This is a genomic window from Xanthomonas sp. LMG 12461 (assembly GCF_009192935.1).
GTDB classification, from domain to species: domain Bacteria; phylum Pseudomonadota; class Gammaproteobacteria; order Xanthomonadales; family Xanthomonadaceae; genus Xanthomonas_A; species Xanthomonas_A sontii.
In genome coordinates this window covers 43,219-69,679 of sequence record NZ_NQYT01000045.1, presented here as the reverse complement: position 1 = coordinate 69,679, position 26,461 = coordinate 43,219, and the positions used below count along the sequence as shown (strand labels likewise).

At 69.2% G+C, this 26,461-nt stretch carries 28 protein-coding genes and 1 tRNA gene; 6 read left to right on the top strand and 23 right to left on the bottom strand.

The genetic code is table 11. The annotated features are described in order from the left end of the window. The 3 genes from recQ to CEK68_RS12750 all read left to right on the top strand — a co-directional run. The coding region (recQ, locus tag CEK68_RS12760; RefSeq protein WP_152239598.1) for a DNA helicase RecQ at nt 1–1,735 on the top strand (1,735 nt) is incomplete at its 5' end. A gap of 148 nt (nt 1,736–1,883) precedes the next feature. After that, nucleotides 1,884–2,378 (top strand): hypothetical protein, encoded by a 495-nt coding sequence (locus CEK68_RS12755; protein ID WP_043091806.1) that lies wholly within the window; start codon nt 1,884–1,886, stop codon nt 2,376–2,378. A 566-nt stretch (nt 2,379–2,944) separates the two neighbouring features. Then, on the top strand, nt 2,945–3,571 hold the full coding sequence (locus tag CEK68_RS12750; protein ID WP_017912596.1) for a TetR/AcrR family transcriptional regulator: 627 nt from the start codon (nt 2,945–2,947) through the stop codon (nt 3,569–3,571). A 262-nt stretch (nt 3,572–3,833) separates the two neighbouring features. On the opposite strand, the gene CEK68_RS12745 is transcribed toward CEK68_RS12750, so the two are convergent. Further along, nucleotides 3,834–4,742 carry a LysR family transcriptional regulator ArgP gene (locus CEK68_RS12745; RefSeq protein ID WP_152239597.1) on the bottom strand — a complete coding sequence of 303 codons (909 nt, stop codon included), beginning with the start codon at nt 4,740–4,742 and terminating at the stop codon, nt 3,834–3,836. A gap of 107 nt (nt 4,743–4,849) precedes the next feature. Here CEK68_RS12745 and CEK68_RS12740 point away from each other — a divergent pair, with 107 nt between their 5' ends. Beyond that, the gene (locus CEK68_RS12740; RefSeq protein ID WP_152239602.1) at nt 4,850–5,467 is read left to right on the top strand and encodes a LysE/ArgO family amino acid transporter; all 618 of its coding nucleotides are present in this window, start codon (nt 4,850–4,852) and stop codon (nt 5,465–5,467) included. A 196-nt stretch (nt 5,468–5,663) separates the two neighbouring features. Here CEK68_RS12740 and CEK68_RS12735 read toward each other — a convergent pair. From CEK68_RS12735 to CEK68_RS12665, 15 genes are all read right to left on the bottom strand, one after another. Then, nucleotides 5,664–5,739 (bottom strand) — tRNA-Lys (locus tag CEK68_RS12735). Nucleotides 5,740–5,803: 64 nt separating this feature from the next. After that, entirely contained in the window at nt 5,804–6,469 is a 666-nt protein-coding gene (queC, locus tag CEK68_RS12730; protein ID WP_026143259.1) for a 7-cyano-7-deazaguanine synthase QueC, read from the bottom strand. Nucleotides 6,470–6,651: 182 nt separating this feature from the next. Further along, on the bottom strand, nt 6,652–7,329 hold the full coding sequence (queE, locus tag CEK68_RS12725; protein WP_152239596.1) for a 7-carboxy-7-deazaguanine synthase QueE: 678 nt from the start codon (nt 7,327–7,329) through the stop codon (nt 6,652–6,654). A gap of 46 nt (nt 7,330–7,375) precedes the next feature. Then, nucleotides 7,376–8,203, bottom strand: a complete 828-nt coding sequence (ybgF, locus tag CEK68_RS12720) for a tol-pal system protein YbgF (RefSeq protein WP_193314194.1) — start codon at nt 8,201–8,203, stop codon at nt 7,376–7,378. A gap of 6 nt (nt 8,204–8,209) precedes the next feature. Further along, complete coding sequence (pal, locus tag CEK68_RS12715; RefSeq protein ID WP_010344309.1) at nt 8,210–8,728, bottom strand: peptidoglycan-associated lipoprotein Pal; 519 nt, start codon at nt 8,726–8,728, stop codon at nt 8,210–8,212. 68 nt (nt 8,729–8,796) lie between these two features. Further along, on the bottom strand, nt 8,797–10,116 hold the full coding sequence (gene tolB, locus CEK68_RS12710) for a Tol-Pal system beta propeller repeat protein TolB (protein ID WP_017912301.1): 1,320 nt from the start codon (nt 10,114–10,116) through the stop codon (nt 8,797–8,799). 169 nt (nt 10,117–10,285) lie between these two features. Next, nucleotides 10,286–11,230 (bottom strand): cell envelope integrity protein TolA, encoded by a 945-nt coding sequence (gene tolA / locus CEK68_RS12705; protein ID WP_193314195.1) that lies wholly within the window; start codon nt 11,228–11,230, stop codon nt 10,286–10,288. A 46-nt stretch (nt 11,231–11,276) separates the two neighbouring features. Next, the gene (gene tolR, locus CEK68_RS12700) at nt 11,277–11,714 is read right to left on the bottom strand and encodes a protein TolR (RefSeq protein ID WP_152239594.1); all 438 of its coding nucleotides are present in this window, start codon (nt 11,712–11,714) and stop codon (nt 11,277–11,279) included. Between the two features lie 37 nt (nt 11,715–11,751). After that, nucleotides 11,752–12,528, bottom strand: a complete 777-nt coding sequence (tolQ, locus tag CEK68_RS12695; RefSeq protein ID WP_017907448.1) for a protein TolQ — start codon at nt 12,526–12,528, stop codon at nt 11,752–11,754. Continuing rightward, entirely contained in the window at nt 12,525–12,998 is a 474-nt protein-coding gene (ybgC, locus tag CEK68_RS12690) for a tol-pal system-associated acyl-CoA thioesterase (protein ID WP_152239593.1), read from the bottom strand. Before ybgC ends, tolQ begins: the two co-directional genes overlap by 4 nt. A gap of 39 nt (nt 12,999–13,037) precedes the next feature. Continuing rightward, complete coding sequence (gene ruvB / locus CEK68_RS12685) at nt 13,038–14,075, bottom strand: Holliday junction branch migration DNA helicase RuvB (RefSeq protein ID WP_017912299.1); 1,038 nt, start codon at nt 14,073–14,075, stop codon at nt 13,038–13,040. 182 nt (nt 14,076–14,257) lie between these two features. After that, complete coding sequence (locus tag CEK68_RS12680) at nt 14,258–16,099, bottom strand: potassium transporter Kup (protein ID WP_225851637.1); 1,842 nt, start codon at nt 16,097–16,099, stop codon at nt 14,258–14,260. A gap of 130 nt (nt 16,100–16,229) precedes the next feature. Next, entirely contained in the window at nt 16,230–16,814 is a 585-nt protein-coding gene (gene ruvA / locus CEK68_RS12675; protein ID WP_010344317.1) for a Holliday junction branch migration protein RuvA, read from the bottom strand. 124 nt (nt 16,815–16,938) lie between these two features. Next, on the bottom strand, nt 16,939–17,535 hold the full coding sequence (gene ruvC / locus CEK68_RS12670) for a crossover junction endodeoxyribonuclease RuvC (protein WP_226975086.1): 597 nt from the start codon (nt 17,533–17,535) through the stop codon (nt 16,939–16,941). Nucleotides 17,536–17,617: 82 nt separating this feature from the next. Further along, the gene (locus CEK68_RS12665; protein ID WP_043091798.1) at nt 17,618–18,352 is read right to left on the bottom strand and encodes a YebC/PmpR family DNA-binding transcriptional regulator; all 735 of its coding nucleotides are present in this window, start codon (nt 18,350–18,352) and stop codon (nt 17,618–17,620) included. A gap of 283 nt (nt 18,353–18,635) precedes the next feature. Between CEK68_RS12665 and CEK68_RS12660 the strand changes: the two genes are divergently transcribed. Beyond that, nucleotides 18,636–19,532, top strand: coding sequence for a hypothetical protein (locus tag CEK68_RS12660; protein WP_152239592.1), 897 nt, complete (start codon nt 18,636–18,638; stop codon nt 19,530–19,532). A 100-nt stretch (nt 19,533–19,632) separates the two neighbouring features. Here the strand turns inward: CEK68_RS12660 and CEK68_RS12655 are convergent, their stop codons facing one another. The 5 genes from CEK68_RS12655 to aspS all read right to left on the bottom strand — a co-directional run bounded on the left by CEK68_RS12655 (nt 19,633) and on the right by aspS (nt 23,291). Continuing rightward, entirely contained in the window at nt 19,633–20,259 is a 627-nt protein-coding gene (locus CEK68_RS12655; RefSeq protein ID WP_226977873.1) for an alpha/beta fold hydrolase, read from the bottom strand. A gap of 7 nt (nt 20,260–20,266) precedes the next feature. Next, nucleotides 20,267–20,578, bottom strand: coding sequence for an I78 family peptidase inhibitor (locus CEK68_RS12650; RefSeq protein ID WP_223875595.1), 312 nt, complete (start codon nt 20,576–20,578; stop codon nt 20,267–20,269). Between the two features lie 97 nt (nt 20,579–20,675). Further along, nucleotides 20,676–21,194, bottom strand: a complete 519-nt coding sequence (locus CEK68_RS12645; RefSeq protein ID WP_043091795.1) for a GNAT family N-acetyltransferase — start codon at nt 21,192–21,194, stop codon at nt 20,676–20,678. A 3-nt stretch (nt 21,195–21,197) separates the two neighbouring features. After that, entirely contained in the window at nt 21,198–21,503 is a 306-nt protein-coding gene (locus tag CEK68_RS12640) for a DNA primase (protein ID WP_152236023.1), read from the bottom strand. Nucleotides 21,504–21,539: 36 nt separating this feature from the next. Further along, nucleotides 21,540–23,291, bottom strand: coding sequence for an aspartate--tRNA ligase (gene aspS, locus CEK68_RS12635; protein ID WP_152239591.1), 1,752 nt, complete (start codon nt 23,289–23,291; stop codon nt 21,540–21,542). 157 nt (nt 23,292–23,448) lie between these two features. On the opposite strand from aspS, the gene CEK68_RS12630 reads away from it, so the two are divergent. Beyond that, on the top strand, nt 23,449–24,402 hold the full coding sequence (locus tag CEK68_RS12630) for a DUF3011 domain-containing protein (protein ID WP_152239590.1): 954 nt from the start codon (nt 23,449–23,451) through the stop codon (nt 24,400–24,402). 170 nt (nt 24,403–24,572) lie between these two features. On the opposite strand, the gene CEK68_RS12625 is transcribed toward CEK68_RS12630, so the two are convergent. Next, entirely contained in the window at nt 24,573–24,914 is a 342-nt protein-coding gene (locus CEK68_RS12625; protein WP_017908986.1) for a zinc ribbon domain-containing protein, read from the bottom strand. A gap of 74 nt (nt 24,915–24,988) precedes the next feature. Continuing rightward, entirely contained in the window at nt 24,989–26,272 is a 1,284-nt protein-coding gene (locus CEK68_RS12620; RefSeq protein ID WP_152239589.1) for a cation:proton antiporter, read from the bottom strand. Nucleotides 26,273–26,461: the final 189 nt, after the last annotated feature.

The following is a 26,461-nucleotide window of genomic DNA, read 5'->3' as shown; positions in this document are numbered from 1 at the left end:
CGTCGAACACGTCGCCGCCGGCCACGACGCGCTGGTGCTGATGCCCACCGGCGGCGGCAAGTCGCTGTGCTACCAGATTCCCTCGCTGCTGCGCGACGGCACCGGCATCGTCATCTCGCCGCTGATCGCGCTGATGCAGGACCAGGTCGAGGCACTGCGCCAGCTCGGCGTGCGTGCCGAATACCTCAATTCCACCCTGGACGGCGAGACCGCGCAGCGTGTCGAGCGCGACCTGCTGGCCGGCGAACTGGACCTGCTTTACGTCGCTCCCGAACGGCTGCTGACCCCGCGTTTCCTGTCGCTGATCGAGCGCAGCCGCATCGCCCTGTTCGCCATCGACGAGGCGCACTGCGTATCGCAATGGGGCCACGACTTCCGCCCCGAATACCGCCAGCTCACCGTGCTGCACGAGCGCTGGCCGCAGACCCCGCGCATTGCCCTCACCGCCACCGCCGACCCGCCGACCCAGCGCGAGATCGCCGAGCGCCTGGACCTGGCCCAGGCGCGCCATTTCGTCAGCTCCTTCGACCGCCCCAACATCCGCTACACGGTGGTGCAGAAGGACAATGCGCGGCGCCAGCTGCTGGACTTCCTGCGCGCGCACCGCGGCAGCGCCGGCATCGTCTACTGCATGTCGCGGCGCAAGGTCGAGGAGACCGCCGACTTCCTCGCCCGCGAGGGCCTGAACGCCCTGCCCTACCATGCCGGCTTGCCGGCCGAGCTGCGCGCCGACAACCAGCGCCGCTTCCTGCGCGAGGACGGCATCGTGATGTGCGCCACCATCGCCTTCGGCATGGGCATCGACAAGCCCGACGTGCGCTTCGTCGCCCACACCGACCTGCCCAAGTCGCTGGAGGGCTACTACCAGGAGACCGGCCGCGCCGGGCGCGACGGCGAGGCCGCCGAGGCCTGGCTGTGCTACGGCCTGGGCGACGTGGTGCTGCTCAAGCAGATGATCGAGCAGGGCGAGGCCGGCGAAGAACGCAAGCGCGTGGAACGGCGCAAGCTCGACCAGTTGCTGGGCTACTGCGAGTCGATGCAGTGCCGCCGCCAGGTGCTGCTGGCCGGCTTCGGCGAGACCTATCCGCAGCCCTGCGGCAACTGCGACAACTGCCTGCAGCCGGCCGACGCCTGGGATGCCACGGTGGCCGTGCAGAAGGCGCTGAGCTGCGTTTACCGCAGCGGCCAGCGCTTCGGCGTCGGCCACCTGATCGACATCCTGCGCGGCAACGAAGGCGAGAAGATCAAGCAGTTCGGCCACGACCAGCTCAGCACCTACGGCATCGGCAAGGACCTGGACGCGCGCGCCTGGCGCGGCGTGTTCCGGCAACTGGTCGCCACCGGCCTGCTGGAAGTGGACAGCGACGCCTACGGCGGCCTGCGCCTCACCGACGCCAGCCGCCAGGTGCTCAAGGGCGAACGCAAGATCATGATGCGCCGCGAACTGCCCAGCCGCGGCCGCGAGCGCGGCGACCGCAGCGGCAGCCCGCGCACCGGCGTCCCAGTGCAGGCGCAGGACCTACCCCTGTTCAACGCGCTGCGCGACCTCCGCGCCGGCCTGGCCAAGGAACAGAACGTGCCGGCCTTCGTGATCTTCCACGACAGCACCCTGCGCAACATCGCCGAGCAGCGCCCGAGCAGCCTGGACGAACTGGCGCGGGTCGGCGGCATCGGCGGCAGCAAGCTGGCCCGCTACGGCCAGCAACTGCTCGACGTGGTGCACGGGCAGGGCTGAAGCGCGGCACCGGCGCCTGCAGCATCGGCACGTCGCGGCGCGGCCCGCGGCGCCGACAGGCCGGGTTCAACGTGGTATTGATAGCGTCAGCGTCACGGCGGAGCGTCTGACAGGCTCCGCCGGGCCCCTCTCTTCTGGCGGATGCCCGATGAACCGCAGCCTCCTTCTCCTCGCCTGCGCCCTGCTTGCCAGCCCGGCCCTGGCCCAGACCGTCGATGCCACCAGCGACAGCGAGGCGGCCAAGCGCAAGCTCGACCTGAGCGTGCCGCAACAACCGATCACCTACGCCGATCCCGGCACCAAGGCCGATCCGCCGGGCACCTACTACGGCGATACCAGCGGCACCTCGGCCTCGGCGCAGAAGGCGGCGGCAGCGCAGGCGCGCGCCGAGGCCCTGCAGGCGCAGGCCGACCGCTGCAACGGCGACGTGCACGGCAGCGTCGCCACCGGCATCGGCTATTCCACGCATGGCGGCAACAGCAACTACCAGGCCGCCAATCTGAATCTGTGCAAGACCTCCTACACCGACGACGGCAAGCCGCGGCAGATGGGCATCAGCATCAGCGTCGGCCGCGGCGACGGCCCGGTGTTCGGCCGCGGCTACTATCCCGGCGCCTACGGCCCGCCGCCGTTCGGCTGGTAAGCACGGCGACACCAGGGCAGCGCCAATGATCCGCTCCCGCCACGCTCGAACCGATGTACGTTGCGTCATCCCCCCACGGGGCGTTCCCGGTAACGCCCGTCGCGGCTGAAGCCGCTTCTACCGCGCACTTCCCGAAGTTGACAGCAGTGCCCGCCGGACTCCCAGGCTGGTCCGCACGCGGCCTGGAACTTTCCGACAGCGCGTGCCCCCTGTTCACATCCGCAATCGCAGCATCCCGCGGTGCGCCGTGTCGTGCCGGCACCACTGAAACCGCCCGCTCCCACGCTCGCGCTCCAGCACCCAGTCACGCAGCCAGGCCCGCTGCGTCCATTGCGCGCGGGAAACGCGCATCGACAGCCCCACTCGAGAGTGCCGCCCGTCACGGTGGTGGCTACGGGATCGACCGACTCGCCGCCGCACGCGCGACCGCCACGCATCGCGTCTACAATCGCGCTGCCTTTGTTGGCATGCCGTCCGCGGCGGCGTCACGCATCGCGTGCGCGTCGCGGCCGGTCGCCCGGCACACCTCCCCTTCATGTGGCATCGCTTCCCCCCGAGCTCACGCCATGTCCAACGTAGTCCGGCTGCACAGCGCCCGCGAACGCGAGCAGCGCCTGCACGATGACGTCCTCGATGCGGCCGAGCGCTGCATCGTCGAGAACGGCCTCGGCGCCACCACCTTCGAACTGATCGCCGGAACCGCCGAGGTTTCCTGCAGCGCGGTGCGTCGGCAGTTCGACGACAAGCGCAGCCTGGTCCAGGCGCTGATGGAACGCGGCTACGAGCGTGCGATCCGCACCATGTGGCTGCTGCAACCGCCGCCGCACCAGGACGCCACCACCTTCATCGCCGGCGCATTGGAAGACTGGCTGGTGGCCGATGCCAACCAGCGGCGGCGGCGCCTGGATCTGGAGATGGACCTGGCCGCCGCACGCGACCCCGAACTGGCGCAGTACGCGCGCCGGCTCAACGTGTCCCTGGTGCAGAACCTCGGCGACCTGCTGCGGCGCATGCTGCGCGACCACGGCTGGAGCGGCAGCGAAGCCGAATTCCAGGCCCGCGTCTACGCGGTCGCGGCGATGTGCGGCGGCCTGCACATGATGATGACCACCGGCGTGGAGCTCAACCGCATGCATCTGCAGTTGATCCTGAGCGAGAGCCTGGCCGGGATCTTCAGCACGGCGCAGGCCTGACGCCGTCGTCCGCCGCGCCCTCCGCCCTGACGCTCGTCCACCCCCATCACCGAAGTGACCGGGATCCTGATGCGCCCTGCGGACACAGACGCCGGCGCTGCGCTCTGCACGAGGCGGCATGAGGCCGAGCGGCGTCATCCGCGAAACGACCCTGACCTGATCCCCGGCAGCACTCGGCGTCGATGCACTGCTGCCGTCACAAGCAGGAGGTCACCCTGGACGATGATCGGCGCCGGAGCAAGCGACCCACCGCGAGCGACGCTCAGGCAAGCGGCGCTGGCGCGTGCATGCCCTCCGCTGCGGCACGCAGCGCCTGAGCGATGTGCTGCAGCGTCCTGGAACGGACCGCGACATGCTGCCAGTACAGCGGCACGTCGAGCCAGCGCTGCGCATCGACGACCACGATCTGCCGCTGCCGCAGCGCGGCCACGAGCATCTGCTCCGGCGCCAGGCACCACCCCAGTCCACGCGCGGCGGCCTCGACGAAACCGATGGAGGTCGGCAGGTAGTGGATCGGCGGGCTCAGCCGCGCGCGGGTGATGCGGCGCACGAACCGCTCTTGCAGCGCGTCCTTGCGGTTGTAGACGATCATCGGGGCGCGGGCCAGCGCCGCCGCATCCAGGCCGTCGGCAAAGTAGCGGGCGAAAAACGCCGGCGAGGCGATCGCACGGTAGCGCATCGCGCCCAGCGCCAGCACATTGCAGCCCTGCAACGCTCTGCCGACGGAGGTGACGGCGCCGAGCACCGCACCGCTGCGCAGCAACTCCAGCGTGTGGTCCTGGTCGTCCACCTGGATATCGAACAGGTAGCCATGCGCGTCGTGCAGCGCCGCCAGCGCATCCAGGAACCAGGTCTGCAGCGAGTCGTCGTTGACGGCGATGGCGATGCTGCGTGCCACTGCACTGCTCGCAGGCGCGGGCAACAGGTCGGCCACCGCCTCGGCCTCCAGCACCTGCATCGGCCGCACGCTGCGCAGCAGGCGCTCCCCGGCGGGGGTCGGCCGGCATGGAGCCTGGCGCACGATCAGCACCTGGCCAAGCCGGTCTTCCAGTGCCTTGATCCGCTGCGAGACCGCCGACGGCGTCAGCGCCAGGCGGCGCGCGGCGGCCTCGAAACTCCCTTCTTCCAGGACGGCGGCGAAGGCGGACAGTTGAGGGTGGAGCAAATCCATGGCGGTTATGCGGATTAGAGATTCTTCAGAGCGTACAGAAAAACGAGTTTGGCTAATCACAGCGACGCGTGCAGCATGCTCGCCTCATGTCCCAGGACCTCATCGCTATGTGGCTGCACGCACTGTTGGCAGGCCTCGTCGCCGGCGCCGGCCTGATCGTCGCCATCGGCGCGCAGAACGCCTTTGTGCTGCGCCAGGGACTGCAGCGTCGGCATGTCGGCCTGGTCGTGGCCGTGTGCGCCGCCAGCGACATCGCGCTGATCGTCCTCGGCGTGTCCGGCATCGGTGCCGTGGTGGACGCCTGGCCGGGCGTGCTGCAGGGATTGCGCTTCGGCGGTGCGGCCTTTCTCGGCGCATACGCGCTACTTGCGGCACGACGCGCCTGGCGCGGCACTGGCGGCCTGCTGGCGCACAGCGAGGATCAGCGGAGCTGGCAACGCGTCCTACTGACCTGCCTGGCCTTCACCTTCCTCAATCCGCATGTCTACCTGGACACCATGGTGCTGCTGGGCAGCCTCTCCACGCGCTACCCGGGACAACTGCGCTGGGCGTTCGCACTCGGCGCCTGCCTGGCCAGCGCGACCTGGTTCAGCAGCCTGGGCTACGGCGCGCGGTTGCTGCAGCCGGTGTTCCGCAAGCCCGCTGCATGGCGGTTGCTGGATGCAGCGGTCGCGCTGTTCATGCTGGGGTTGTGCCTCGGGTTGCTCCTGCAGCCTTTGGGGTGAGCGATCGGGTGCGTTGGCTGCCAACCAGTGCGACTGGCCACGCTTGCAGCTTTCGCGCAATGGCGGAAGTGAATGCAGCAAGCCGACGACCACGCAATCCCGACAAGGAAGCAGCGCACCTCGCGTTGAATTCAGGAGTGATGTCCGAAGCTGGCGAAAAAACCGCCAAAAGCGACGCGTGACCCGCTGAGCGGAGTGGTGGGCCGTGATGGATTCGAACCATCGACCAAAAGATTAAAAGTCTTCTGCTCTACCGACTGAGCTAACGGCCCAAAACAAGACCCCGGCGTTGCACCGGGGCGCGTAGTCTACCCCAGCACGGGGCGTTTCGCGAAATCAGGCGTAGCGGGTCGGGTCGGCGACGCCGGCGTCGGCGAAGCCGGCCGCGCGCAGGCGGCAGGCATCGCAGTGGCCGCAGGCGCGGCCGGCGTCATCGGCGCGGTAGCAGGACACGGTCAGGCCGAAGTCCACGCCCAGGCGCACGCCTTCGCGCACGATGTCCGCCTTGCTCATGTGCTGCAACGGCGCATGCACGCGCAGCCCGGCACCCTCCACGCCGGCCTTGGTCGCCAGGTTGGCCAGGGTCTGGAACGCGTCGATGAACTCGGGGCGGCAATCGGGATAGCCGGAATAGTCCACGGCGTTGACCCCGCAGAAGATGTCGGCCGCGCCCAGCACCTCGGCCCAGCCCAGCGCCACCGACAGCATGATGGTGTTGCGCGCCGGCACATAGGTGACCGGGATGCCGTCGCCGCCGGCGTCCGGCACCTCGATGTCGTCGGTCAGCGCCGAGCCGCCGATGCTGCGCAGGTCGACGTTGACGGTCTTGTGTGCCACCGCGCCGAGCGCCGAGGCAACACGCGCGGCGGCGTCCAGTTCGGAGGTGTGGCGCTGACCGTAGCGCACGCTCAAGGCATGCACCGCGAAACCCTGCGCACGGGCGATGGCGACGACGACGGCGGAGTCCATGCCACCGGAGAGAAGGACGACGGCGTTTTTCATCTGGGTGCCGGGAGTGGGGAATGGGGAAACGGGAATGGGAAAAGCGTAGCAGTCAGGCTGCACCGGGAAGATCGAAGGTCTTCGAGAAGCGAAAGCGGATCAGGTAGAGCCACGCCTACCTCGCGGCGCTCTCCGATTCCCGTTTCCCCATTCCCGATTCCCAGCTGCGCGCCAGCGCGCAGCTACCGCCCCGGCTCGTCGTTCCACAGCAGCTTGTGCAACTGCATCTGGAACCGCACCGGCAGGCGGTCGGCGACGATCCAGTCGGCCAGGTCGCGCGCGGTCAGTTCGCTCTTGCTCGGCGAGAACCAGACCGTGCAGCGGGTGTCCAGCCGGTGTTCGGCGACCACGCTGCGCGCCCACTCGTAGTCGGCGCGGCCGCACAGGACGAACTTGATCTGGTCGCGCGCGGTCAGCAGCGGCAGGTTCTCCCAGCGGTTGCGGTGCGCTTCCTGCGACGCCGGTGTCTTGATGTCGAGCACCCGCGACACGCGCGGGTCGACCTCGGCGATGTCCAGCGCGCCGGAGGTCTCCAGCGACACGTCGTAGCCGGCGTCGCAGAGGCGCTGCAGCAGCTGCAGGCAGCGCTTCTGCGCCAGCGGTTCGCCGCCGGTGACGCAGACGTGGCGAACGCCGTGGCGCGCCACCTCCTCCAGGATCGCGTCGATGTCCCACCACTGCCCGCCATGGAAGGCGTAGGCGGTGTCGCAGTAGCTGCAGCGCAGCGGGCAGCCGGTCAGGCGCACGAACACGGTGGGCCAGCCGGCGCTCTCGGCTTCGCCCTGCAGCGACAGGAAGATCTCCGTCAGCTTCAGGCGGGGCAGCGGGCTTTGGACGATATCGCTGGGAACGGCGGCCATGGCGGGAGAAAGATGCTCCCGCGACGGCGGCGGCAGCGTTAGGGGCTCAGCGCAGTTGCTGGCCGAGACGGATCGACTGCAGGCGGTCCTGCGCGGTCCGCGCGGCATCGGACCCAGGATACTTCGCGCCGACCTGCTGCAGGGTCTGCTCGGCATCCTGGACGCGGCCTTCGCCGTACTGGGACAGGCCCAGCTTGAGCAGCGCGCCCGGCGCCTTGTCGTGGGTCGGATAGCGGCCGATCAGGTCCTGGAACTGGGCCTCGGCCAACTGGAAGTTCTTGGTGGCGTAGTAGCTCTCGCCCAGCCAGTACAGCGCGTTCGGCGCATACACGCCGTTCGGGTAGGCCTGCAGGAAGTTCTGGAACAGGTTCGCCGAGTCGGCGTACTTGCCCGCCTTCAGGGCATCGAAGGCGACATTGTAGGCGGCCCGCTCGTCACCCGCGGCGGCGAGGGTGCCGGCGTCGCCGTGCACCGACGGCGGCGGCTCGGCGACCGCGGACGGCTTGCCTCCAGGCGCGGCCGGCGCGACAGCCGGTGCGGTGCCATTGGCCGGCGGCAGCGACGGCGTCGCCCCTGCCCCTGCACCACTCTCCAGCCTGCCCACGCGGCCATCCAGGTCCAGGTACTGGTCCTTGATCTGCTGCTTGAGCTGGTCGTTGCTGTGCTGCAGTTGTTCGATCGTGGCTTCCATCGACTGCATCTGCGTGCGCAGCTGGTTGAGCTGGTTCAGGATGTCGGTGTTGGCCTGGGTATTCATGGCCTGCTGCTCGAGCGCGGAAACGCGGTCGGCCAGGCTTGCGCGCTGCGCATGAGCCGGCGCGGCGGCCACGAGGGCCGCCGCGACGATCATCGATGTAAGGACACCGATACGCATCTTTTCTTACTGCGCCGTGTAGACGATCTCGACGCGACGGTTCTGCGACCAGCAGGACTCGTTCGACTCGGTGCAGACCGGACGCTCTTCGCCGTAGCTGACCACGGTCAGCTGCGCAGCCGAGCCACCGTTGGCCTGCAGCGCCGAGGACACGGCGTTGGCACGACGCTCGCCCAGGCCCATGTTGTACTCGCGCGAACCACGCTCGTCGGTGTTGCCCTGCAGGGTGATGCGCGAGGACGGACGGTCACGCAGGTACTTGGCGTGGCAGGCCATGATCGCCTGGAACTCCGGCTTCACGGTGTCCTTGTCCAGGTCGAAGTAGACCACGCGCTGACGCAGGCAGGAATCGGTGTCCAGGTCGCCCGGGCCGTACAGACCGGAGGTCGACGGGCCGGTCGGGGCGGTGGTACCGGTGGTGCCGGTGGTGTCGGTCTGGGGCTGTTCCTTGACCTTCTTGGCGCAGCCGGCCAGAGCTGCAACGGACAACAGCGAAACAAGCAGAACGCGGGTGGTCTTGTTCATGGCGATACCTTGTGGCTCCTGGGCCGATGAGGGGTTCAACAGCGAAATATTAACACCAAACTTACATGTCAACGTGCGGTGCGATACGGCGACCAGGACGGCTCGCGCACGTCGCCATCGGCGAGCACCAGGCGCTGCCGCACGCGGGCATCGGCCGAGACCGCGTACAGCACGCCACGGCCGCCTTCACGCGCCGCATACAGCACCATGCTGGCGTTGGGGGCGAAGCTCGGCGACTCGTCCAGCGAACCGGTCGACAGCGTGCTCCAGCGCGGCGAACCCAGGCTGCGGTCCATCATCGCGATCTTGTAGGTGTTGCCGCTGCCCTGGGCCACGACCAGCTTGTTGCCGTCGTAGGACACGCTCGGGGTCGCGTTGTAGTTGCCCTGGAAAGTGATGCGGGTGGCGCTGCCGCCGGTGGCCGGCACCTGGTAGATCTGCGGGCGGCCGCTGCGGTCGGAGGTGAAGTAGATGCTGTTGCCGTCCGGCGCCCAGGTCGGCTCGGTGTCGATACCGAAGTGGTTGGTCAGCTGGGTCAGCTGCTTGCTGCCCAGATCCATCACGTAGATCTCCGGGTTGCCGCTGCGCGACAGCGCCAGCGCCAGCTTCTTGCCGTCCGGCGAGAACGACGGGGCGCCGTTGATGCCGCGGAAGCTGGACACCAGCTGGCGCGCACCGGTGGCGATGTCCTGGATGTAGATCGACGAGTTGCCGCGCTCGAAGCTCACGTAGGCCAGCTTCTTGCCGTCCGGGCTCCAGTTCGGCGACAGCAGCGGCTCGGCCGAGCGGACGATGGTCTGCGGGTTGTAGCCGTCGGAGTCGGCGACCATCAGCGCATAGCGCATCGCCCCGCCCTTGCCGCTGGCGGTGACGTAGGCGATGCGGGTCCAGAACGCGCCGCGCACGCCGGTGATCTTCTCGTAGATGGCGTCGGCCATCTGGTGGGCGACGTCGCGCATGGCGTTGGCGCGGGCGGTCATGGCCAGGCCGAGCATGCGCTCGCCCTTGCCCACGTCGAACAGTTCGTACTCGACGCGATAGGCGCCTTCGCCGGCATCCATCACCCGGCCGACGACCAGGTAGCTCTGCTTCAGCGCACGCCAAGTGGCGAACTGCACCTCGCTGCCGCGGGTCGGACGCTCCACGATCTGCGATTCGGGCAGGTTGCGGAACTGGCCGGAGCGATCCAGGTCGGCGCGGACCACCGCGGCGACGTCGGTGCTCGGCGGGGTCGCCGATCCCTGGTACGGCATCGGCACGACAGTGATCGGGGTCGCCGAGGCATTGCCGCCGACGATGTCGATTTCCAGGCCCTTGTCCTGCGCGGACGCGGCGAGAGGCAGCAACAGGGCGGTGAGAACGGCAAGCCAGCGCGGCAGTTTCTTCATGGGTCGCTCAGCAGGATCGGAAAGGCGCAAGAGATAGCAATGCGCGGGTGAACGTATTCGCAATCATGAACCATCGCCGTGTGAAGCCGATGGCAGGACGCAGCACATTATCGCCCATCGCATGTCGGGTGGATGGCGCGCGCGCGCGATGCGGCGCCAGCCGCCTGGGTCATTGGTCCTGGGCGGTGAAGTTGAAGGTCAGGTTGCGCGCGAACACGGACTCGAAGCCACGGTAGGGCAACGGCTGGGCGCGCAGCACCGCGGCCTCGATCGAGCGGCGACCGGCCTCGTCGTAGGGACAGTCGGGGCTGACCTTGGCCTGCATGACCTGGCCACCTGGGATCTGGGTGATCGAGATCTTGCACTTCTGCCCCAGCGGCACCGAGTCCGGGCGCACCCACTGGCTCAGCACCGCCTGCTGGATCGCCGCAGCGTACTTGGCCTGCAGGTCGGTATTGGTGCCGTTCTGGCCCGGCGCCTGCTGCGGCGTGGTGGCCGCGGCCGCCGACGCCTTCTTGGCGTTCAGGTCGGCGATCTGCTGCAGCTTCTGCTGCGCCAGTTGGGCCTCGCGCTCCAGCTTCTCGCGCTGCTTGCGGATGTCGGCGATCTTCTTCTGCCGCTCCTCTTCCTGCTGCGCGGCCAGGCGCTGCTTCTGCTCGGCCTCCTGCTGGCGCTTCTGCTCGGTCAGGTCGATCTGTTCCTGGCGGCGCTTGGCCTCCTGCTCCTGCTTCTCCTTTTCCTGGGAGATCGCGGTGCGGGTGGCGCGGTCCTGGTCGACCTTGTCGGGCACCGGGACGAAGTCCTGCGCCTTCTGCTGCTGTGGGGTCGGCGCCTGCTGCGGCTTGGGCGTGGGCAGCGGCTGCGGCGGCGGCACCGTGTCTTCTTCGGCGACGTCCTTGACCGGTTCGGGCAGCGGTTCGGGCAAGGGCTTGGGCGCGTCCTTCACCGCCTTCTGCGCCGAGCGCACGTCGGCGGCCGAGACCACCAGCGAGGCCTCGACCATCGGCGAACCGGCGGCGGGTTCGACCTGGCGCACCGGCGACCACCACCAGGCCAGGAAGAACAGCAGTGCGATCAGCACGTGCACGCCCACCGCCAGCGCGATGCCGTACATCAGGCCGTCGTTGTCGCCCCTGGCCAGCGGCGGTCGGTTTTCGGCTTCAGCGCGCATTGTTTCCGGGCTGACTCATCAGGCCGACCTTGGGCACGCCGGCCTGCTGCAGCATGACCATGGTGTCCATGACCAGTTGGTAGTTCGAGGTGCCGGGCGCGGCGACGAACACCGGCACGTCCTTGTTCTGGCCGACGAAGGCCTGGATCTTCGCCTTCAGCTCCGGCGCGGCGATCTTCTCCGGCTTGCCGTCCTGCAGGGTCAGGGTATAGCGGCCTTCGGCGTCGACGGCGACGATCACCGGATCCTTCTTGCTCTCCACCGAGCGCGCGGTGGAATCGGGCAGGTCCACGTCCACGCTCAGGCTGAGCAAGGGCGCGGTGACCATGAAGATGATCAGCAGCACCAGCATCACGTCGATGTACGGCACGACGTTGATCTCGGACTTGAGCTTGCGGCGCTTGCGGCGGGAAATGGCGGCAGTCATGCGGGAATCCTGGGAGTCGTGGACAGGCGGGCGACGCTCAGTCGCCGCTGGCCTGGCGCTGCAGGATGGAGCTGAACTCTTCGGAGAAGGTCTCGAAGCGCACGGCCAGGCGCTCGACCCGGGTGGTGAAGCGGTTGTAGGCCCACACCGCCGGGATCGCCACGAACAGGCCGATGGCGGTGGCGAACAGCGCCTCGGAGATGCCCGGCGCGACCGCGGCGATGCCCGCCTGCTGGCCGCTGTTGATCATGTCGTGCATGGTCACCATGATGCCGAACACGGTGCCGACAAGGCCCACGTACGGGGCGGTGGAGCCGATGTTGGCGAGCAGTTCCAGGTTGCGCTCCAGGCGGTCGACCTCGCGCGCGTAGGTGGCGCGCATCGCCCGCTGCGCGCCTTCCAACTGAATGCGTGCGTCGAGCCGGCGCTTGTCGCGCAGGCGGGTGAATTCGCGGAACCCGGCCTCGAAGATCGCCTCCAGCCCGCCGACCACGCGGTTGCGGTCGGTGGCGCCGGCATAGAGCTTGCTCAGGTCGGTGCCGGACCAGAAGCGGTTCTCGAAGTCGTCGGCCTCGCGGTTGGCGTCCTTGAACACCTTGCCTTTGCGGAAGATGATGACCCAGCTGATCAGCGAGCCGAGCAGCAACAGCAGCACGATCACCTTGACCGGCAGGCTGGCCTTGACCATCAGGTCCAGGTAGTTGATGCCGCCATGGGCGGCGGTGCTGGCGACGGCCTGGGTGGCGGTCTGGGTCACGTCCTGCGGCAGCGCCTCCACCACCGTGTCCTGCAGGGCCAGGAGCAATGCGATCATCCGTCGTTCCTCAGTAATTCGGCTTCAGTGATTTCAAGAACTTTCAATGCATCGTGCAGCGCGTCGTCCATGCCGCGCGGGCGGAAGCTGTCGGCGCTGAGCGCGGCCACCCGCACCTGCGCGCGCAACAGCAGCTCCCCGTCGTCGCGGCGGATCGACTGCGCGAACACCAGGCTGGCGCGCTTGCATTGCGACAGCGCGACGCCGACCTGCAGGGAATCGTCCAGGCGTGCCGGGCGCAGGAAGTCGAGCTGCATCGCGCGCACCGCGAACACCAGATCGTGTTGCAGGCGCAGACGCTCCTGACCATACCCCAGCGCCCGCAACCACTCCGTGCGCGCCCGCTCCAGGAAGGCCACGTAGCGCGCGTGGTAGACCACGCCACCGGCGTCGGTATCTTCCCAGTAGACGCGTGTCGGCCAACTGAATAGCCGGGAATCGGGAACAGGGAATGGGGAATGGGCAGTCAAGAGCGGCGCTCCTGTCGATAGCTGGGTAACCAGAACATCCTAGAACAGCGCTCCCGATTCCCCATTCCCGATTCCCAACTCCCGGTGCTTGGGCTGCAGGCCCAAGTGCAGATAGGCCTTGTTGGTGGCCATGCGGCCGCGGGCGGTGCGGATCAGGTAGCCCTGCTGGATCAGGTAGGGCTCGATCACGTCCTCCAGGGTGCCGCGCTCCTCCGACAGCGAGGCGGCCAGCGACTCGACGCCGACCGGGCCGCCGTCGAAGTACTCGATGATGGTGCGCAGCATGCGCCGGTCCAGCTCGTCGAAGCCCTCGGCGTCGACCTTGAGCATCTGCGTGGCGGCCTGCGCCACGGCCAGGTCGATCTGCCCGCCGGCGCGGACCTGGGCGAAGTCGCGGACCCGCCGCAGCAGGCGGTTGGCGATGCGCGGGGTGCCGCGCGCGCGGCGCGCGATCTCGGCGCAGCCGTCGGCGTTGCAGGCGATGCCGAGGATGCTGGCGGAGCGGCGCACGATCTGCGCCAGCTCGTCCGGGGTGTAGAAGGCCAGGCGCTGGACGATGCCGAAGCGGTCGCGCAAGGGCGCGGTCAGCAGGCCGGCGCGGGTGGTGGCGCCGATCAGGGTGAACGGCGGCAGATCGATCTTGATCGAGCGCGCGGCCGGGCCCTCGCCGATCATGATGTCGATTTGGAAGTCTTCCATCGCCGGGTACAGCACTTCCTCGACCACCGGCGACAGGCGGTGGATCTCGTCAATGAACAACACGTCGTGCGGCTGCAGGTTGGTCAGCAGCGCGGCCAGGTCGCCGGCCTTCTCGATCACCGGTCCGGAGGTGACCCGCAGATTGACCCCCAGCTCGTTGGCGATGACGTGGCTGAGCGTGGTCTTGCCCAAGCCCGGCGGCCCGAAGATCAGCACATGGTCCATCGCCTCCCCGCGCGCCTTGGCCGCCTCGATGTAGATCGACAGCTGCTCGCGCACCGGCTGCTGGCCGAGATAGTCGTCCAGCCGCTTGGGGCGGATGCTGGCCTCGGCCGCGTCATCCTCGCGGGTGGCGCTGCTGGCGATGATGCGGTCCATGGAAAGCCGGGATTGGGGAATCGGGAATGGGGAATCGAGCGGACAATAGTAGCGGTTGGCGGCACGACTGGCGCCTACTTTGATGGTCGCCGCCTGGTTTCAGGCCAGACGCCGCGGCAGTTGCCTTTCCCTGTTCCCCATTCCCGCCTCCCCATTCCCAAGGCCGCGACGACGTCGTGGCCTCAAATCTCCACCTGCGCGCCCAGTTCCACCAGGCGGTTGCCGGGGATGCGGAAGAAGCCGGTGGCGGGGGCGGCGTTGCGGTGCATGACTGCGAACAACTTGTCGCGCCAGATCGGCATGCCGCGGTTGGCGCTGGCCACGATGGTCTCGCGGCTGGCGAAATAGGTGGTGTCCATAGGGTCGAAGTAGATCCCGCCCTGGTCGCAGGAGCGCATCAGCGCCAGCGGCACGTCCGGGGTCTCCATGAAGCCGAAGCGCACGTAGACGCGATAGAACTCGTCGCCGATCGCGTCGATCTTCAACCGCTGCCCGGCAGCCGCGTACGGCACCTGCAGGGTTTCGACGGTCAGGAACACGTTGCGCTCGTGCAGCACCTTGTTGTGCTTGAGGTTGTGCATCAGCGCGTGCGGCACCACCATCGGGTCGGCGGTCAGGAACACCGCGGTGCCAGGCACGCGCACCGGCGGCGCCAGCATCAGCCCGGGCAGGAAGGTGTCGAGCTTGATGCCGTCCTTGCGGATCTCGTCGTGCAGCAGCTTGCGGCCGCGGCGCCAGGTGCGCATCAGGGTGAACAGGATCAGGCCCAGCAGCAGCGGGAACCAGGCACCGTCCAGGAACTTGATGATGTTGGCGTAGAAGAACGCGCAGTCCACGGCCAGGAAGACCAGGGCGAACAGCCACAGCAGCGGCGCCGGCACGCGCGGATTGGCGCGCGCGTAGATGACCATCAGCACGGTGGTGATCAGCATGGTGCCGGTGACCGAGACGCCGTAGGCGGTGGCCAGCGAGGTGGAGTCGCCGAAGCCGATCACCGCCACCACCACCAACGCCAGCAGGCACCAGTTCACCGCCGGCACGTAGATCTGGCCGATCGTGGAGTGCGAGGTGTGGCGGATGTGCATGCGCGGGATGTAGCCCAGCTGCATGGCCTGGCTGGCCACCGAGTAGGCGCCGGTGATCAGCGCCTGCGAGGCGATCACCGTGGCCGCGGTGGCCAGCACGATCATCGGGTACAGCGCCCACTCCGGCACCGCCTCGTAGAACGGGTTGCTGACTGCCGCAGGATCGCGCAGCACCAGCGCGCCCTGCCCCAGGTAGGTCAGGGTCAGCATCGGCAGCACCACGCACTGCCACGAGCGGCGGATCGCCTTGGCGCCGAAATGGCCCATGTCCGCGTACAGCGCCTCGCCGCCGGTCACCGCCAGCACCACCGCACCGAGCACGAACACCGCGTGCCAGTTGTGTTCGGCGAAGAAGCGCACGCCCCACCACGGGTTCAGCGCGTGCAGCACTTCCGGCGCGCGGGTCATGTTGTAGACGCCGATCGCGCCCAGCGCCACGAACCAGACCAGGGTGATCGGCCCGAACGCCTTGCCCACCCGCTCGGTGCCGTAGCGCTGGGCCATGAACAGCATGCCCAGCACCACCAGGGTGATCGGCACCACGAACGGCTCCAGTTTGGGTGCGGCCACCTCCAGGCCTTCCACCGCCGACAGCACCGAGATGGCCGGGGTGATCACGCCGTCGCCGAAGAACAGCGAGGCGCCGAAGATGCCGAGGATGCCGACCACGTACATCGAGCGCGAGCCGCCCGGCAGGGTCCGCTGCGCCAGCGCGGTCAGCGCCATGATGCCGCCCTCGCCGTCGTTGTCGGCGCGCATGATCACGGTGACGTACTTGACCGTGACCACCAGCATCAGCGCCCAGAACACCAGCGACAGGATGCCCAGCACGGTGTCGTGGTCCGGGGTCAGCCCGTAGTGCGGCGAGAACGCTTCCTTGAGCGTGTACAGCGGACTGGTGCCGATGTCGCCGAAGACCACGCCGATGGCGGTCAGCATCACCCCAAAGCCCGTCTTGGCGTGCGGATCGTGGCTGCCCGGGCGGGCGGCGGAACTGGAGGAGCTGGACATGGTGGGAAGAGTAGCGCCAGAACGTGAAGAAAGAGCGGGGAGCCGAGCCGACCCGAGGTCAGCGCAGCGCCGCCTGCAGGGCCTTGCGGATCACCGTGGCGACCTCGTCGCCGTCGGCGGCGGCGTCGCGCGCCATCTTCGCCGCCTCGGCCGGCTTGTAGCCGAGCTGCTGCAGGGCCACCGTGGCCTCGGAGACCGCGTCGGTACCCAGTTGTCCGGTCACCGGCGCACCGCCGCTGAAGTCGGCCGCGCGGTCGCGTAGTTCCACCACCATGCGCTCGGCGGTCTTCTTGCCGATACCGGGGATGCGGGTCAGCGCGGTGACGTCGGCGGCGGTGATCAGCCGCGCGAACTCGTCGACGCTGACCCCGGACAGCACCGCCAGCGCGATCTTCGCGCCGATCCCGCTGACCCGCTGCACATCCCGGAACAGCCGCCGCTCGCCCTCGCGCAGGAAGCCGTACAGCGACACGCTGTCCTCCTTCTGCGCATAGTGGGTGAACAGGATCACGTCGCGGCCGACATCGGGCAGGTCGTAGAAGGTGCTCATCGGCGCCTCCAGCTCATAGCCCACCCCGCCCACGTCGATCACCAGCCACGGCGGCTGCTTGTAGGCCAGGATCCCGCGCAGACGGCCGATCATTGGGCGCCTCGTGCGAGGCGCCGGGATTGGGGAATGGGGAATGGGGAATGGGCAAAGCGGGTGGCCGCTTCACCGCTTCTGCTGTTCCGATTCCCGATTCCCGACTCCCGATTCCCAGCCTTTGTCATTTTCTACTCCACGCCTGCTGCGTGCTGACGCCCAGGCGCTGCGCGGTGGCGCGCACGTGGGCATGGGTGATGGCGACGGCCAGTGCGTCGGCGGCGTCGGCCTGAAGTTTGCCGGTCAGGCTCAGCATGAGACCGACCATGTGTTGCACCTGCTGCTTCTCCGCCGCGCCCTTGCCGACCACGGCGAGCTTGATCTCCTTGGCGGCGTACTCGTGCACCGGCAACTCGCGCAGCACCGCCGCGCAGATCGCCGCGCCGCGGGCATGGCCGAGCTTCAGTGCCGCGTCGGCGCTCTTGCCCATGAACACGCGTTCGATCGCCACTTCCTGCGGCCGGTACTCCTCGATCAGCGCATCCAGCCCGTGCAGCAGGCGCTTGAGCCGCAGGGCGAAGTCGCCCTCGCCCAGCAGTACCAGCGGCGCGTGGTGCACGTGGCGGGTACGGCCGGCCGCGTCCACGTCGATGATGCCCACGCCGGTGCGCTGCGAGCCGGGGTCGATGCCGAGGATGCGGGTGGAGCCGGGATTGGGGAATCGGGAATCGGGAATCGTGAAAGCAGCGCCCGTGCGGGCAGAGATGCCCGTGGCAGCCATCGACGTCGGCGATGCCTCCGGCACCGGCACGACGCCGCTCCGGGTTCCGGGTCTTGGGCCCCGGGCCCCGGGTTTCATGATGTCAGCCCCCGTCACTCAGCGCGGCCTGGTCGACGTTGGAATAGACGTTCTGCACGTCGTCCAGGTCTTCCAGCATGTCCAGCAGCTTGCGCACCTGCACCGCGGTGTCGCCGTCCACGGCAATGTCGTTGTCGGCGCGGAAGGTGATTTCGGCATGGTCGGCGGACAGGCCGGCCGCGTCCATGGCGTCCTTGACCGCCTGGAACGCCTCCGGCGCGGTCAGCACGTCGATCGCGCCGTCCTCGGGGTAGACCACGATGTCGTCGGCGCCGGCCTCGATCGCCGCCTCGGTGATCTTCTCCTCGTCGGCGCCGGCGGCGAAGCTGAGCACGCCCAGGCGCTTGAACATGAAGGCCACCGAGCCGTCGGTGCCCATGTTGCCGCCGCACTTGCTGAAGGCATGGCGCACGTCGGCCACGGTGCGCACGCGATTGTCGGTCAGGCAGTCGACGATCACCGCCACCCCGCCCGGGGCGTAGCCCTCGTAGCGCACTTCCTCGTACTCCACGCCTTCCAGTTCGCCGGTGGCCTTCTTGATCGCGCGCTCGATCACGTCCTTGGACATGTTCGAGGCCAGCCCCTTGTCCATCGCCACGCGCAGCCGCGGGTTGTTGGACGGATCGCCGCCGCCGGCGCGCGCGGCGACGCCGATCTCGCGGATGATCTTGGTGAAAATCTTGCCGCGCTTCGCATCGGATGCGTTCTTGCGGGCTTCGATCGAGGGGCCTCTACCCATGGGGCGTTCCGGACAGTTGTAAGGACAAGACGCGGATTTTACCTGATGCCGCGCACATCCCGCGGCCCGGCCGCGCCGACGACCGACCGCGCGTGCGACCGGCGCATGCCGCCCGTTCCCCGGCCGGCGCCCACTCCAGCGCGCGTCGGCCCGTGCTGCCGGTCGAACCTTGGCGGACTGTCTACCCATGCGCGCCACATCGCTGCCAGAACTGTCATGCCCCACCTGGAGGCTGAACGCGTAAGTCGCGCCCGCTTTCCATCGCACCGAAAGGAGATCCCTCATGCCCCGCACCACCCCCGCCCCGTTCCTGTCGCAGGCCCTGCGCTGCCTGGGCCTGCTCGCCCTTGCCGCCCCGGGCCTGGCCAGCGCCCAGACCGATGCCTTCCGGGGCCGCTACAACGCCGGCGTCACCACCTATGCGATCAGCGGCCAGGAACCCCGCGCGACGGGCAAGTACCCGGTCTACGTGCATATCGGCGGGACCGGGGAGAACTACCAGAGCAACTGGGCGATGGCCGCGGTGAATGCCGCCGCGGCCAAGGGCTTCGTGGCGGCCTCGGTGGAGTACGACAACGCCAGCTTCGGCAGCTGCGGCGTCATCGGCAACCGCGCCAAGGCCATCTTCGACGCGCAGAACATCAACAGCGCCATCGCCCAGCTCTGCGCCCGCGACAAGGCCGATTGCTCCAAGGGCGTGGTGACCGGCGGGCTCAGCCAGGGCTCGATCATCTCGGTGATGGCGCACGACTACGATCCCCGGGTCGCCGCCTCGTTCGGCCAGGGCACCGGTACGACCTACACCGCCTACTACAACCTGGCCTCCTGCATCGCCGACGGCAACCACAGCCTGCCGTCCGATCGCCTGCGCATCATCAACGGCGAGCGCGACATGTTCGTCGGCGGCACCGAGAACGTCGCCCGCACCCAGGCGCAACTGGTCACCGGCCTGCGCTGCGACGGGCAGCAGTCGTGCTTCCGCAGCAACGGCAGCGGCTGGTACGTCGTCAAGGACCGGGAGGTGCAGGACCTCTACGCCGACCACTGCTTCATGGGCTTCGGCGGCTATCCAGGCACCCAGTGCACGGGCGTGCTGGTCGACGGCAACTACCGCAGCGGCACCGCCGCCTGGGCGCTCAACCCCACGCTGGACTGGTTGAAGACCTTCGTGACGCCCTGAGCGGCGGCATCGCCTGTGCCGGCGCCAAGGCGGTCGGGCGGACACCGCGACGCGGCGCCGGCCACCGCCGCCGCCGGACGCTCGATGTCTGGCGACCGGCTCAGGCGGCGAAGCGGCCGTCGCGCAGGAAGGCGGCGGTCTGCCGCGCGGCCTGCGCCGAGAACAGCAGGCCGCTGTGGCTGGCGCGCACCCGGCAGTGATCGCCCAGGCCGGGCACGCGGGTCTCGGCCAGGGCCACGCTGCCGTCGGACTCCGGCCCCAGCGCGACAAAGCGTGCGCCCAGCCCGCGCGCCACGGTGCCGGCGACCACGCCGACCTCGGCCAGCCCGTCCCAGCGCGCCACACCCTGCTGCAACAGCGCCGCGCTGCGACCCAGCGCCAGTCCGAGCCGCCGTTGCGCCAGGGCGCGCGCGGCGGCACTGCCGGCCAGCGGGCTGCCCAGGCACACCACCCGGGTCACCGGCAGCGAGGGCACCTCCCGCAAGGCCTGCAAGGCGATCAGGCCGCCGAGGCTATGCCCGACCAGCGCCACCGGACCGGTGGCTGCCATACGTTCGATGCGGGCGTGCAGCCGTGGGAGCGCAGCCTCGGCGCCGCCGAACGCGGTCGAATAGCCGAAGCTGGCGACGCGCCAGCCATCGCGGCGCAGGCGCAACGCCAGCGGCAGCAGCCACGGCCGCGCGTTCCAGATGCCGTGCAGCAACAGCACCTGGGGCGCGGCGGCCATCGGCGACTCAGCCGCAGGTGGTACGGACGATGTGATTGCTGCCATCCAGGAACACGTTGAGCCGATCCAGGCGCAGGTCGCGGGTCACCGCCTGGCCCGGCGCGATCGGCCGCACCACGCCGGCTCCGCTCTCCTTCCAGACCCGGCTCATGGTCGCCTGGGTGGCCTCCTGGCCCACCGCCCAGGCCACGGCCTCGACGTTGCAGCGGCCATCGCCCTGCACCGTCGGCCCGGCACTGGCCGGCTGCAGCGACGCCGGTGGCGCGCACGCGGCCAGCAGCGGCACCACGGCGGCGATTCCCATCCACGGTCGGAACATGGCGTGCTCTCCTCAAGCTGGACAGGCCAGCACTGTAGCGCGCGCTCGTTGCCGCTGTGTCGACGCGGCATGCCCGGACGACGTCCGGCGGCAGGCGTCAGGCCGCGCGCGGCGGCCGGCGCAGGATGAATTCGAGATCGCGCACCTGCCCTACCGGGAATTCGTAGGTGCCGACCTTCTCGAAGCCGTAGCGCGCGTAGAACCGCTGCGCGCCCAGGTTCTCCGACCACACGCCGAGCCACAGCGTGCGCGGGCCGTCGCGCTCCAGCCAGGCCAGGGCGGTATCGAACAGCCGGGCACCCCAGCCGCCGTTCTGGTGGGCGCGCAGCAGGTACAGGCGCTTCAGTTCGCCATCGCCGGGCGTCACGTCGGGATGCGGCAGGCCGCAAGGGCCGGCGGCAGCGTGTCCGACCACCTCGCCGTCATGCTCGACCAGCCAGATCGCGTAGTCCGGATGCGCCAGCACCACCTGCGCGCGCTCGATCGAATAGGCTTCGTCGAGGAAGGCCTGCAGGTCCTGCGCAGGATACAGATGGCCGAAGGTTTCGCAGAAGGTGGCCGTGGCGATGCGGGTCACCGCCGCGGCATCGTCCGGCGTGGCGCGACGAATCAGCACGGCTCAGCGCGCCGGGTGCGCGGCATCGGCGTCGGCCTCTTCGCCGTCGCCCTCGTCTTCGTCGTCGCCTTCTTCTTCCTCGTCCTCTTCTTCCTCGTCGTCTTCCTCGTACTCGTAATCGTCCTCGCCGAAGTCCTCGCCGTCCCAACGGCCTTCCGGATCCGGCACGAACGCCAGCGGCGCGTTGGCGCCGCTGCCGGCGCGCACCAGCCAGCCGCCGAACACGCGCGCGCGCTGGGTGACGATGGCCTCCACTGCGCCCTCGTTGCCGAGGGTTTCCCACTCCAGATTGAATGCGGTCTCGCTCATGTGTCGGCCTGCGCTAGGGTTGTTGGAAGAAAGAAGTCACTGCGCCTGCGGGCGCACCTGCACGTGCACTTCGGCCAGCTGCGCGTCGGCGATCGGCGACGGCGCGTCGGTCATCAGGTCCTGCGCGCCGGTGGTCTTGGGGAACGGGATCACGTCGCGGATCGACTCGGTGCCGGCCATCAGCGCGGCGATGCGGTCGATGCCGAAGGCGATGCCGCCGTGCGGCGGCGCGCCGTAGTTCAGCGCATCCAGCAGGAAGCCGAACTTGGCGCGCGCTTCCTCGGCACCGATGCCGAGCAGCTCGAACACCGCGCTCTGCATGTCCGGACGGTGGATACGGATCGAACCGCCGCCGATCTCGTTGCCGTTGAGCACCATGTCGTAGCCGCGCGACACCGCGGTCTTGGCATGCGTGCGCAGCTCGGCGATATCGTCCACCGCCGGCGCGGTGAACGGATGATGCAGGGCCACGTAGCGCTGCGCCTCCTCGTCCCACTCGAACATCGGGAAATCGGTGACCCACAGCGGACGCCAGCCGTCGGCGACCAGATTGAAATCCTTGCCGGCCTTCAGGCGCAGCGCGCCCATGAAGTCGGAGACCTTGCCGTAGGCGCCGGCGCCGAAGAACACGATGTCGCCGTTGCCGGCACCGACGTGGGCGAGCAGCGCGGCGAACGCGGCTTCGCCGAAGAACTTCTGGATCGGCGAGCTGATCTCGCCGCTGTCGGCGATCTTGACGTAGGCCAGGCCCTTGGCGCCGTACTTGGCGGCGTGCGCGGCGTACTCGTCGATCTGCTTGCGCGACAGGCTGGCGCCGCCGGGAATGCGCAGCGCAGCGACGCGGCCGTCGGGATCGGCGGACGCGGCGCTGAACACCGCGAAGTCGCTGTCCTTGACCAGCTCGGCGACGTCGGTCAGTTCCAGGGCGATGCGCAGGTCCGGCTTGTCCGAGCCGTAGCGACGCATGGCCTCGGCCCAGGTCATGCGCGGGAATTCGGCGGCCAACTCGACGTCGACCACCTCCTTGAAGATGGCGCGGACCATGGCTTCGACGAAGTCCTGCACGTCGCGCTCGCGGACGAAGGCGAACTCCATGTCGAGCTGGGTGAACTCGAGCTGGCGGTCGGCACGCAGCGCCTCGTCGCGAAAGCAGCGCGCGATCTGGTAGTAGCGGTCGAAGCCGGCCACCATCAGGATCTGCTTGAACAGCTGCGGCGACTGCGGCAGCGCGTAGAACTCGCCCGGATGCATGCGCGCCGGCACCAGGAAGTCGCGCGCGCCTTCCGGGGTGGCCTTGGTCAGAATCGGCGTCTCGATGTCCTGGAAGCCACGCTCGTCCAGGTAGCGGCGCAGCGCCTGTACCAACTTGATGCGGGTGCGCTGCATGCGCTGCATCTCCGGGCGGCGCAGATCCAGATACCGGTACTTCAGGCGGGTTTCCTCGCCCGGGTTCTCGTGCGCGTGGAACGGCAGCGGCGCGGCCTTGTTGAGCACGGTGATGGCGGTGGCGATCACCTCGACCTTGCCGCTGCGCAGCTTGTCGTTGACCGCATGCCGCGCGCGCACCACGCCCTCGACCTGCAGCACGTCCTCGTAGCCGAGGCTGGCGGCGACCTTGAACACCTCCGCGTTCTCCGGCTCCACCATCACCTGCACGATGCCTTCGTGGTCGCGCAGGTCGATGAAGCACACGCCGCCGAGGTTGCGGGCCACGTCGGTCCAGCCGGCCAGGGTGACGGTTTGGCCGATCAGGGTCTCGTCGACCAGGCCGCAGAAGTGGGTACGCATCGCTAGCTCCAAACAGGGGGCGCCCGGCGCAGAAGGCGCCGGCAAGCCCGGTATTCTGCGGCGGCGCGTCGGCCCGGGCAAATCGCGCATGACTCATCCTGGCTTAAGTTGGCCTGCGGCTATAGTCCGCGCACCATTCACGGGGAGGAGAGAACCCATGTTGAAGCACCTTGGTGGCTGGCTGGTGATCGCCGCGCTGGCCCTGGCCAGCGCCCCGGCCGCGGCCCAGAGCGCCCGCGCCTACGCGCCGCAGGACCTGCGGCAACTGTCGGTCCCCGGGCGGGTCCGGGTGATCGAGCGCGAGTACGCCGACCAGTCGCGCGGCCGGCAGATCCCCGACGACCAGCTCGAGTTCTACCTGGACCAGATCGACCGCGGCTGGGGCTTCGGCAACATCCAGCAGGACATCGCCACCTCGCTGCGCGGCAGCGGCGGCGGCTGGCGGCAGGAACCGGGCTTCGACGGCCGCACCGTCGCCTGCTCCAGCAACGACCGCCGGCGCCAGCAATGCGCCACGCCGTTTCGCGGGCCTGCGCGACTGGTCGGCACCCTGTCCGATTCGCCCTGCATCGAAGGCCGCACCTGGGGCTCGGCGCCCGGCGTGGTGTGGGTGGACCAGGGCTGCCGTGGTCGCTTCGTCGAAGGTCGCGGCAATTGGGGCGGCAACTGGGGCGACGGCGGCGGCAGTGGCGGCGTGGCCGGCACCGTCCGCTGCGAGAGCCAGGACCAGCGCCAGCGCATCTGCCCGACCGGCTGGCGCAACGCCATGCTGGTGCGGCAGCTGTCGGACACCCGCTGCATCGAGGGCCGCACCTGGGGCTCGCGCGACGGCGCGGTGTGGGTCGACGACGGTTGTCGCGGCGAGTTCGCCCAGGGTCGCGGCGGCGGTGGCTGGGGGCCGGGCCGGCCGCCGCTGGACAGCGGCTACACGGTGACCTGCAGCAGCGACGACAAGCGCCTGCGCACCTGCGCCTGGGACCGCCGCCAGGGCCGCCCGGAACTGATCGAACAGCTGTCCGGCACCACCTGCGCGGAAGGCCGCACCTGGGGCTACGAAGGCAATTCGGTGTGGGTCAACGGCGGCTGCCGGGCACGCTTCGGGGCGCGCTGAGCCAAGGCAACGGGCCGCGTGGCGTGCTGCGCGGCCGGATGCATGGGGTGACAGGTCGACTTCAGGAGTAGCTCTTGCTCTTTTTGGCATTGACCGCGACCGGGCAAGGCTCGGTCGCGGCTGAAGCCACTCCTACGAGAGGCCGCGGGCTTGGCGCGGCCTGGCGGGACTCAGGTCGCCGCAGGCTTGGCCGCGGCAGGCGCGGCGGCAGGCGTGGCCGCCGCAGCGGGCTTGGCCGGCGCGTCGGACGTCGTCGCGGCGGCCGCGGGCTTGCTGTCCCCGCTGCTGGCCGTACTCCCCGACTCGGCCAGGTTGCGTTTCTTGTCGCCGTCCTTCTTGAAGTCGGTCTCGTACCAGCCGCTGCCGGACAGGCGGAACGCCGGCGCGGTGAGCTGGCGCTTGACCGCCGTAGCGGAACAGGCCGGACAGGTCTCCGGATCGGGATCGGACAGTTTCTGCAGGCGGTCGAAGCTGTGACCGCATGCGGCACATTGGAAAGCGTAGATCGGCATGGCGGCAAAAACGCGAGAGCAACGGAGGCGGCCAGTATGGGGGCCGCACGCCGGCTTTCAAGCGTCCCCGCTCATCACGCCGGCCCGGGCTGGGGCCGCGGCGCCGTTTCCGGCGCGCCGGCAGGCGGCGTCGGTGCGTCCGCCAACGGTGCCTCGGCCACCGGCTCGTCCGGCGCCGTCGGTGCCTGCGCCGACGCGGGATCGGTCGGCGCGGCCGGCGCCGCCTCCAGCGGGCTGACATCGAACGGCATGCGCAGCAGCAGCGCCGGCAGCAGCGTGGTCAGGGCCGCGTACAGCAGCAGGGCGCCGAACAGCGCGTCGGCGATGGCGAAGCGGTCGCGCAGGATGCCGGCCAGCACCAGGGTGAAGATCAGCGTCGGCGACAGCGCCAGCGACACCCGCAGGCTGCTGCGCGCGCCTTCGCCGAACAGCACCCGCCGCTGCAGCCACAGGATGCCGATGCGCAGCGGCAGCACGCAGGCGGTCATGGCCAGGCCCAGGCCCAGCGCCTGCAGGCTCAGTGCCCCGCTCGGCACCTTGGTGCCGGCATTGAAGAAGTAGAACGGCACGAAGAACGAGGCGAACAGGCGCACCGCCTGCAGGTTCTCGTCGGAGGCCAGCAGCGGCATGCGCTGGCGCAGCAGCCGCGCCACCAGCCCGGCGATGAACGCACCGACCAGGTAGTACACGCCCAGCGAATAGGTGATGTAGGCGGCGATCAGGCCGACCATCACCAGCAGCGAAAACTCCGACCCCGGCGCCTGCGGTGCCACCCAGCGCCCCAGGGCCACGAACAGCAGCGGCAGGCCGACCAGCATCGCCAGCAGCGCCAGACTGGACAGGCCCATCTGCCAGGGATCGCCGGCCTGCAGGATCACGAACAGCGCCGCCAGCGCCAGCAGTTCGCCGGCGATGGCCTTGCTGGTGACCCAGAAGCGCTCTTCTTCGTCCAGCCCCAGCCGCCCCAGCGACTCGATGATGAAACCGGTGGAGGGGGTCAGCAGGGCCAGCGCCAGCAATCCGGCCGCCTGCCACGACAGCCCGGCGTAGCGCCAGGCCAGCCAGCCGACGCCGAACAGGGTGCCGCCACGCACCACCAAGTGCAGCAGCAGCGGCCACAAGCCGCGACGCAGCGCCTTCGGGTCCACTTCCAGGCCGGCGAACAGGAACAGCGAGGAGATGCCGAGCGTCGCCAGCAGGGTCACCACCGGGTCGTGCGCGCGCGGCCCCATCACCAGCATCGCGATGATGCCGAACAGCAGGCAGGTCAGCGGCGCGGGCATCTTGAAACGCTGCAGCGCGCGCGGGATCACCAGCAGGGCGAAGATCAGCAGCAGGTAGATCAGTTCGTGGCTCATCGGGCAGGAGATTCCGGTGGGACCCGCCGGCGGCGGCAGCGGCGATGATGCCGGGTCGGCCGTATGCTGTGCCATCACGGAGCGCTGGCGTGCCAATCGCTCGCGCCGCGATGGCACAGGCCGCGTGCGATCCCAGCCCCCCCGCACTGCACAGGCCATGTCGCAGCAAACGCGACACGCCGCTGAAGA

What these genes read in the sequence shown, in the direction of transcription:
- CEK68_RS12755 (WP_043091806.1), top strand. Translation starts at nt 1,884, where the DNA reads ATGAACCGCAGCCTCCTTCTCCTCGCCTGCGCCCTGCTTGCCAGCCCG.
- CEK68_RS12750 (WP_017912596.1), top strand. Translation starts at nt 2,945, where the DNA reads ATGTCCAACGTAGTCCGGCTGCACAGCGCCCGCGAACGCGAGCAGCGC.
- CEK68_RS12745 (WP_152239597.1), bottom strand. Translation starts at nt 4,742, where the DNA reads ATGGATTTGCTCCACCCTCAACTGTCCGCCTTCGCCGCCGTCCTGGAA.
- CEK68_RS12740 (WP_152239602.1), top strand. Translation starts at nt 4,850, where the DNA reads ATGTGGCTGCACGCACTGTTGGCAGGCCTCGTCGCCGGCGCCGGCCTG.
- queC (WP_026143259.1), bottom strand. Translation starts at nt 6,469, where the DNA reads ATGAAAAACGCCGTCGTCCTTCTCTCCGGTGGCATGGACTCCGCCGTC.
- queE (WP_152239596.1), bottom strand. Translation starts at nt 7,329, where the DNA reads ATGGCCGCCGTTCCCAGCGATATCGTCCAAAGCCCGCTGCCCCGCCTG.
- ybgF (WP_193314194.1), bottom strand. Translation starts at nt 8,203, where the DNA reads ATGCGTATCGGTGTCCTTACATCGATGATCGTCGCGGCGGCCCTCGTG.
- pal (WP_010344309.1), bottom strand. Translation starts at nt 8,728, where the DNA reads ATGAACAAGACCACCCGCGTTCTGCTTGTTTCGCTGTTGTCCGTTGCA.
- tolB (WP_017912301.1), bottom strand. Translation starts at nt 10,116, where the DNA reads ATGAAGAAACTGCCGCGCTGGCTTGCCGTTCTCACCGCCCTGTTGCTG.
- tolA (WP_193314195.1), bottom strand. Translation starts at nt 11,230, where the DNA reads ATGTACGGCATCGCGCTGGCGGTGGGCGTGCACGTGCTGATCGCACTG.
- tolR (WP_152239594.1), bottom strand. Translation starts at nt 11,714, where the DNA reads ATGACTGCCGCCATTTCCCGCCGCAAGCGCCGCAAGCTCAAGTCCGAG.
- tolQ (WP_017907448.1), bottom strand. Translation starts at nt 12,528, where the DNA reads ATGATCGCATTGCTCCTGGCCCTGCAGGACACGGTGGTGGAGGCGCTG.
- ruvB (WP_017912299.1), bottom strand. Translation starts at nt 14,075, where the DNA reads ATGGACCGCATCATCGCCAGCAGCGCCACCCGCGAGGATGACGCGGCC.
- CEK68_RS12680 (WP_225851637.1), bottom strand. Translation starts at nt 16,099, where the DNA reads ATGCTGACCGCCATCGGCGTGGTCTTCGGCGACATCGGCACCAGTCCG.
- ruvA (WP_010344317.1), bottom strand. Translation starts at nt 16,814, where the DNA reads ATGATCGGCCGTCTGCGCGGGATCCTGGCCTACAAGCAGCCGCCGTGG.
- ruvC (WP_226975086.1), bottom strand. Translation starts at nt 17,535, where the DNA reads ATGGCTGCCACGGGCATCTCTGCCCGCACGGGCGCTGCTTTCACGATT.
- CEK68_RS12665 (WP_043091798.1), bottom strand. Translation starts at nt 18,352, where the DNA reads ATGGGTAGAGGCCCCTCGATCGAAGCCCGCAAGAACGCATCCGATGCG.
- CEK68_RS12660 (WP_152239592.1), top strand. Translation starts at nt 18,636, where the DNA reads ATGCCCCGCACCACCCCCGCCCCGTTCCTGTCGCAGGCCCTGCGCTGC.
- CEK68_RS12655 (WP_226977873.1), bottom strand. Translation starts at nt 20,259, where the DNA reads ATGGCCGCCGCGCCCCAGGTGCTGTTGCTGCACGGCATCTGGAACGCG.
- CEK68_RS12650 (WP_223875595.1), bottom strand. Translation starts at nt 20,578, where the DNA reads ATGTTCCGACCGTGGATGGGAATCGCCGCCGTGGTGCCGCTGCTGGCC.
- CEK68_RS12640 (WP_152236023.1), bottom strand. Translation starts at nt 21,503, where the DNA reads ATGAGCGAGACCGCATTCAATCTGGAGTGGGAAACCCTCGGCAACGAG.
- aspS (WP_152239591.1), bottom strand. Translation starts at nt 23,291, where the DNA reads ATGCGTACCCACTTCTGCGGCCTGGTCGACGAGACCCTGATCGGCCAA.
- CEK68_RS12630 (WP_152239590.1), top strand. Translation starts at nt 23,449, where the DNA reads ATGTTGAAGCACCTTGGTGGCTGGCTGGTGATCGCCGCGCTGGCCCTG.
- CEK68_RS12625 (WP_017908986.1), bottom strand. Translation starts at nt 24,914, where the DNA reads ATGCCGATCTACGCTTTCCAATGTGCCGCATGCGGTCACAGCTTCGAC.
- CEK68_RS12620 (WP_152239589.1), bottom strand. Translation starts at nt 26,272, where the DNA reads ATGAGCCACGAACTGATCTACCTGCTGCTGATCTTCGCCCTGCTGGTG.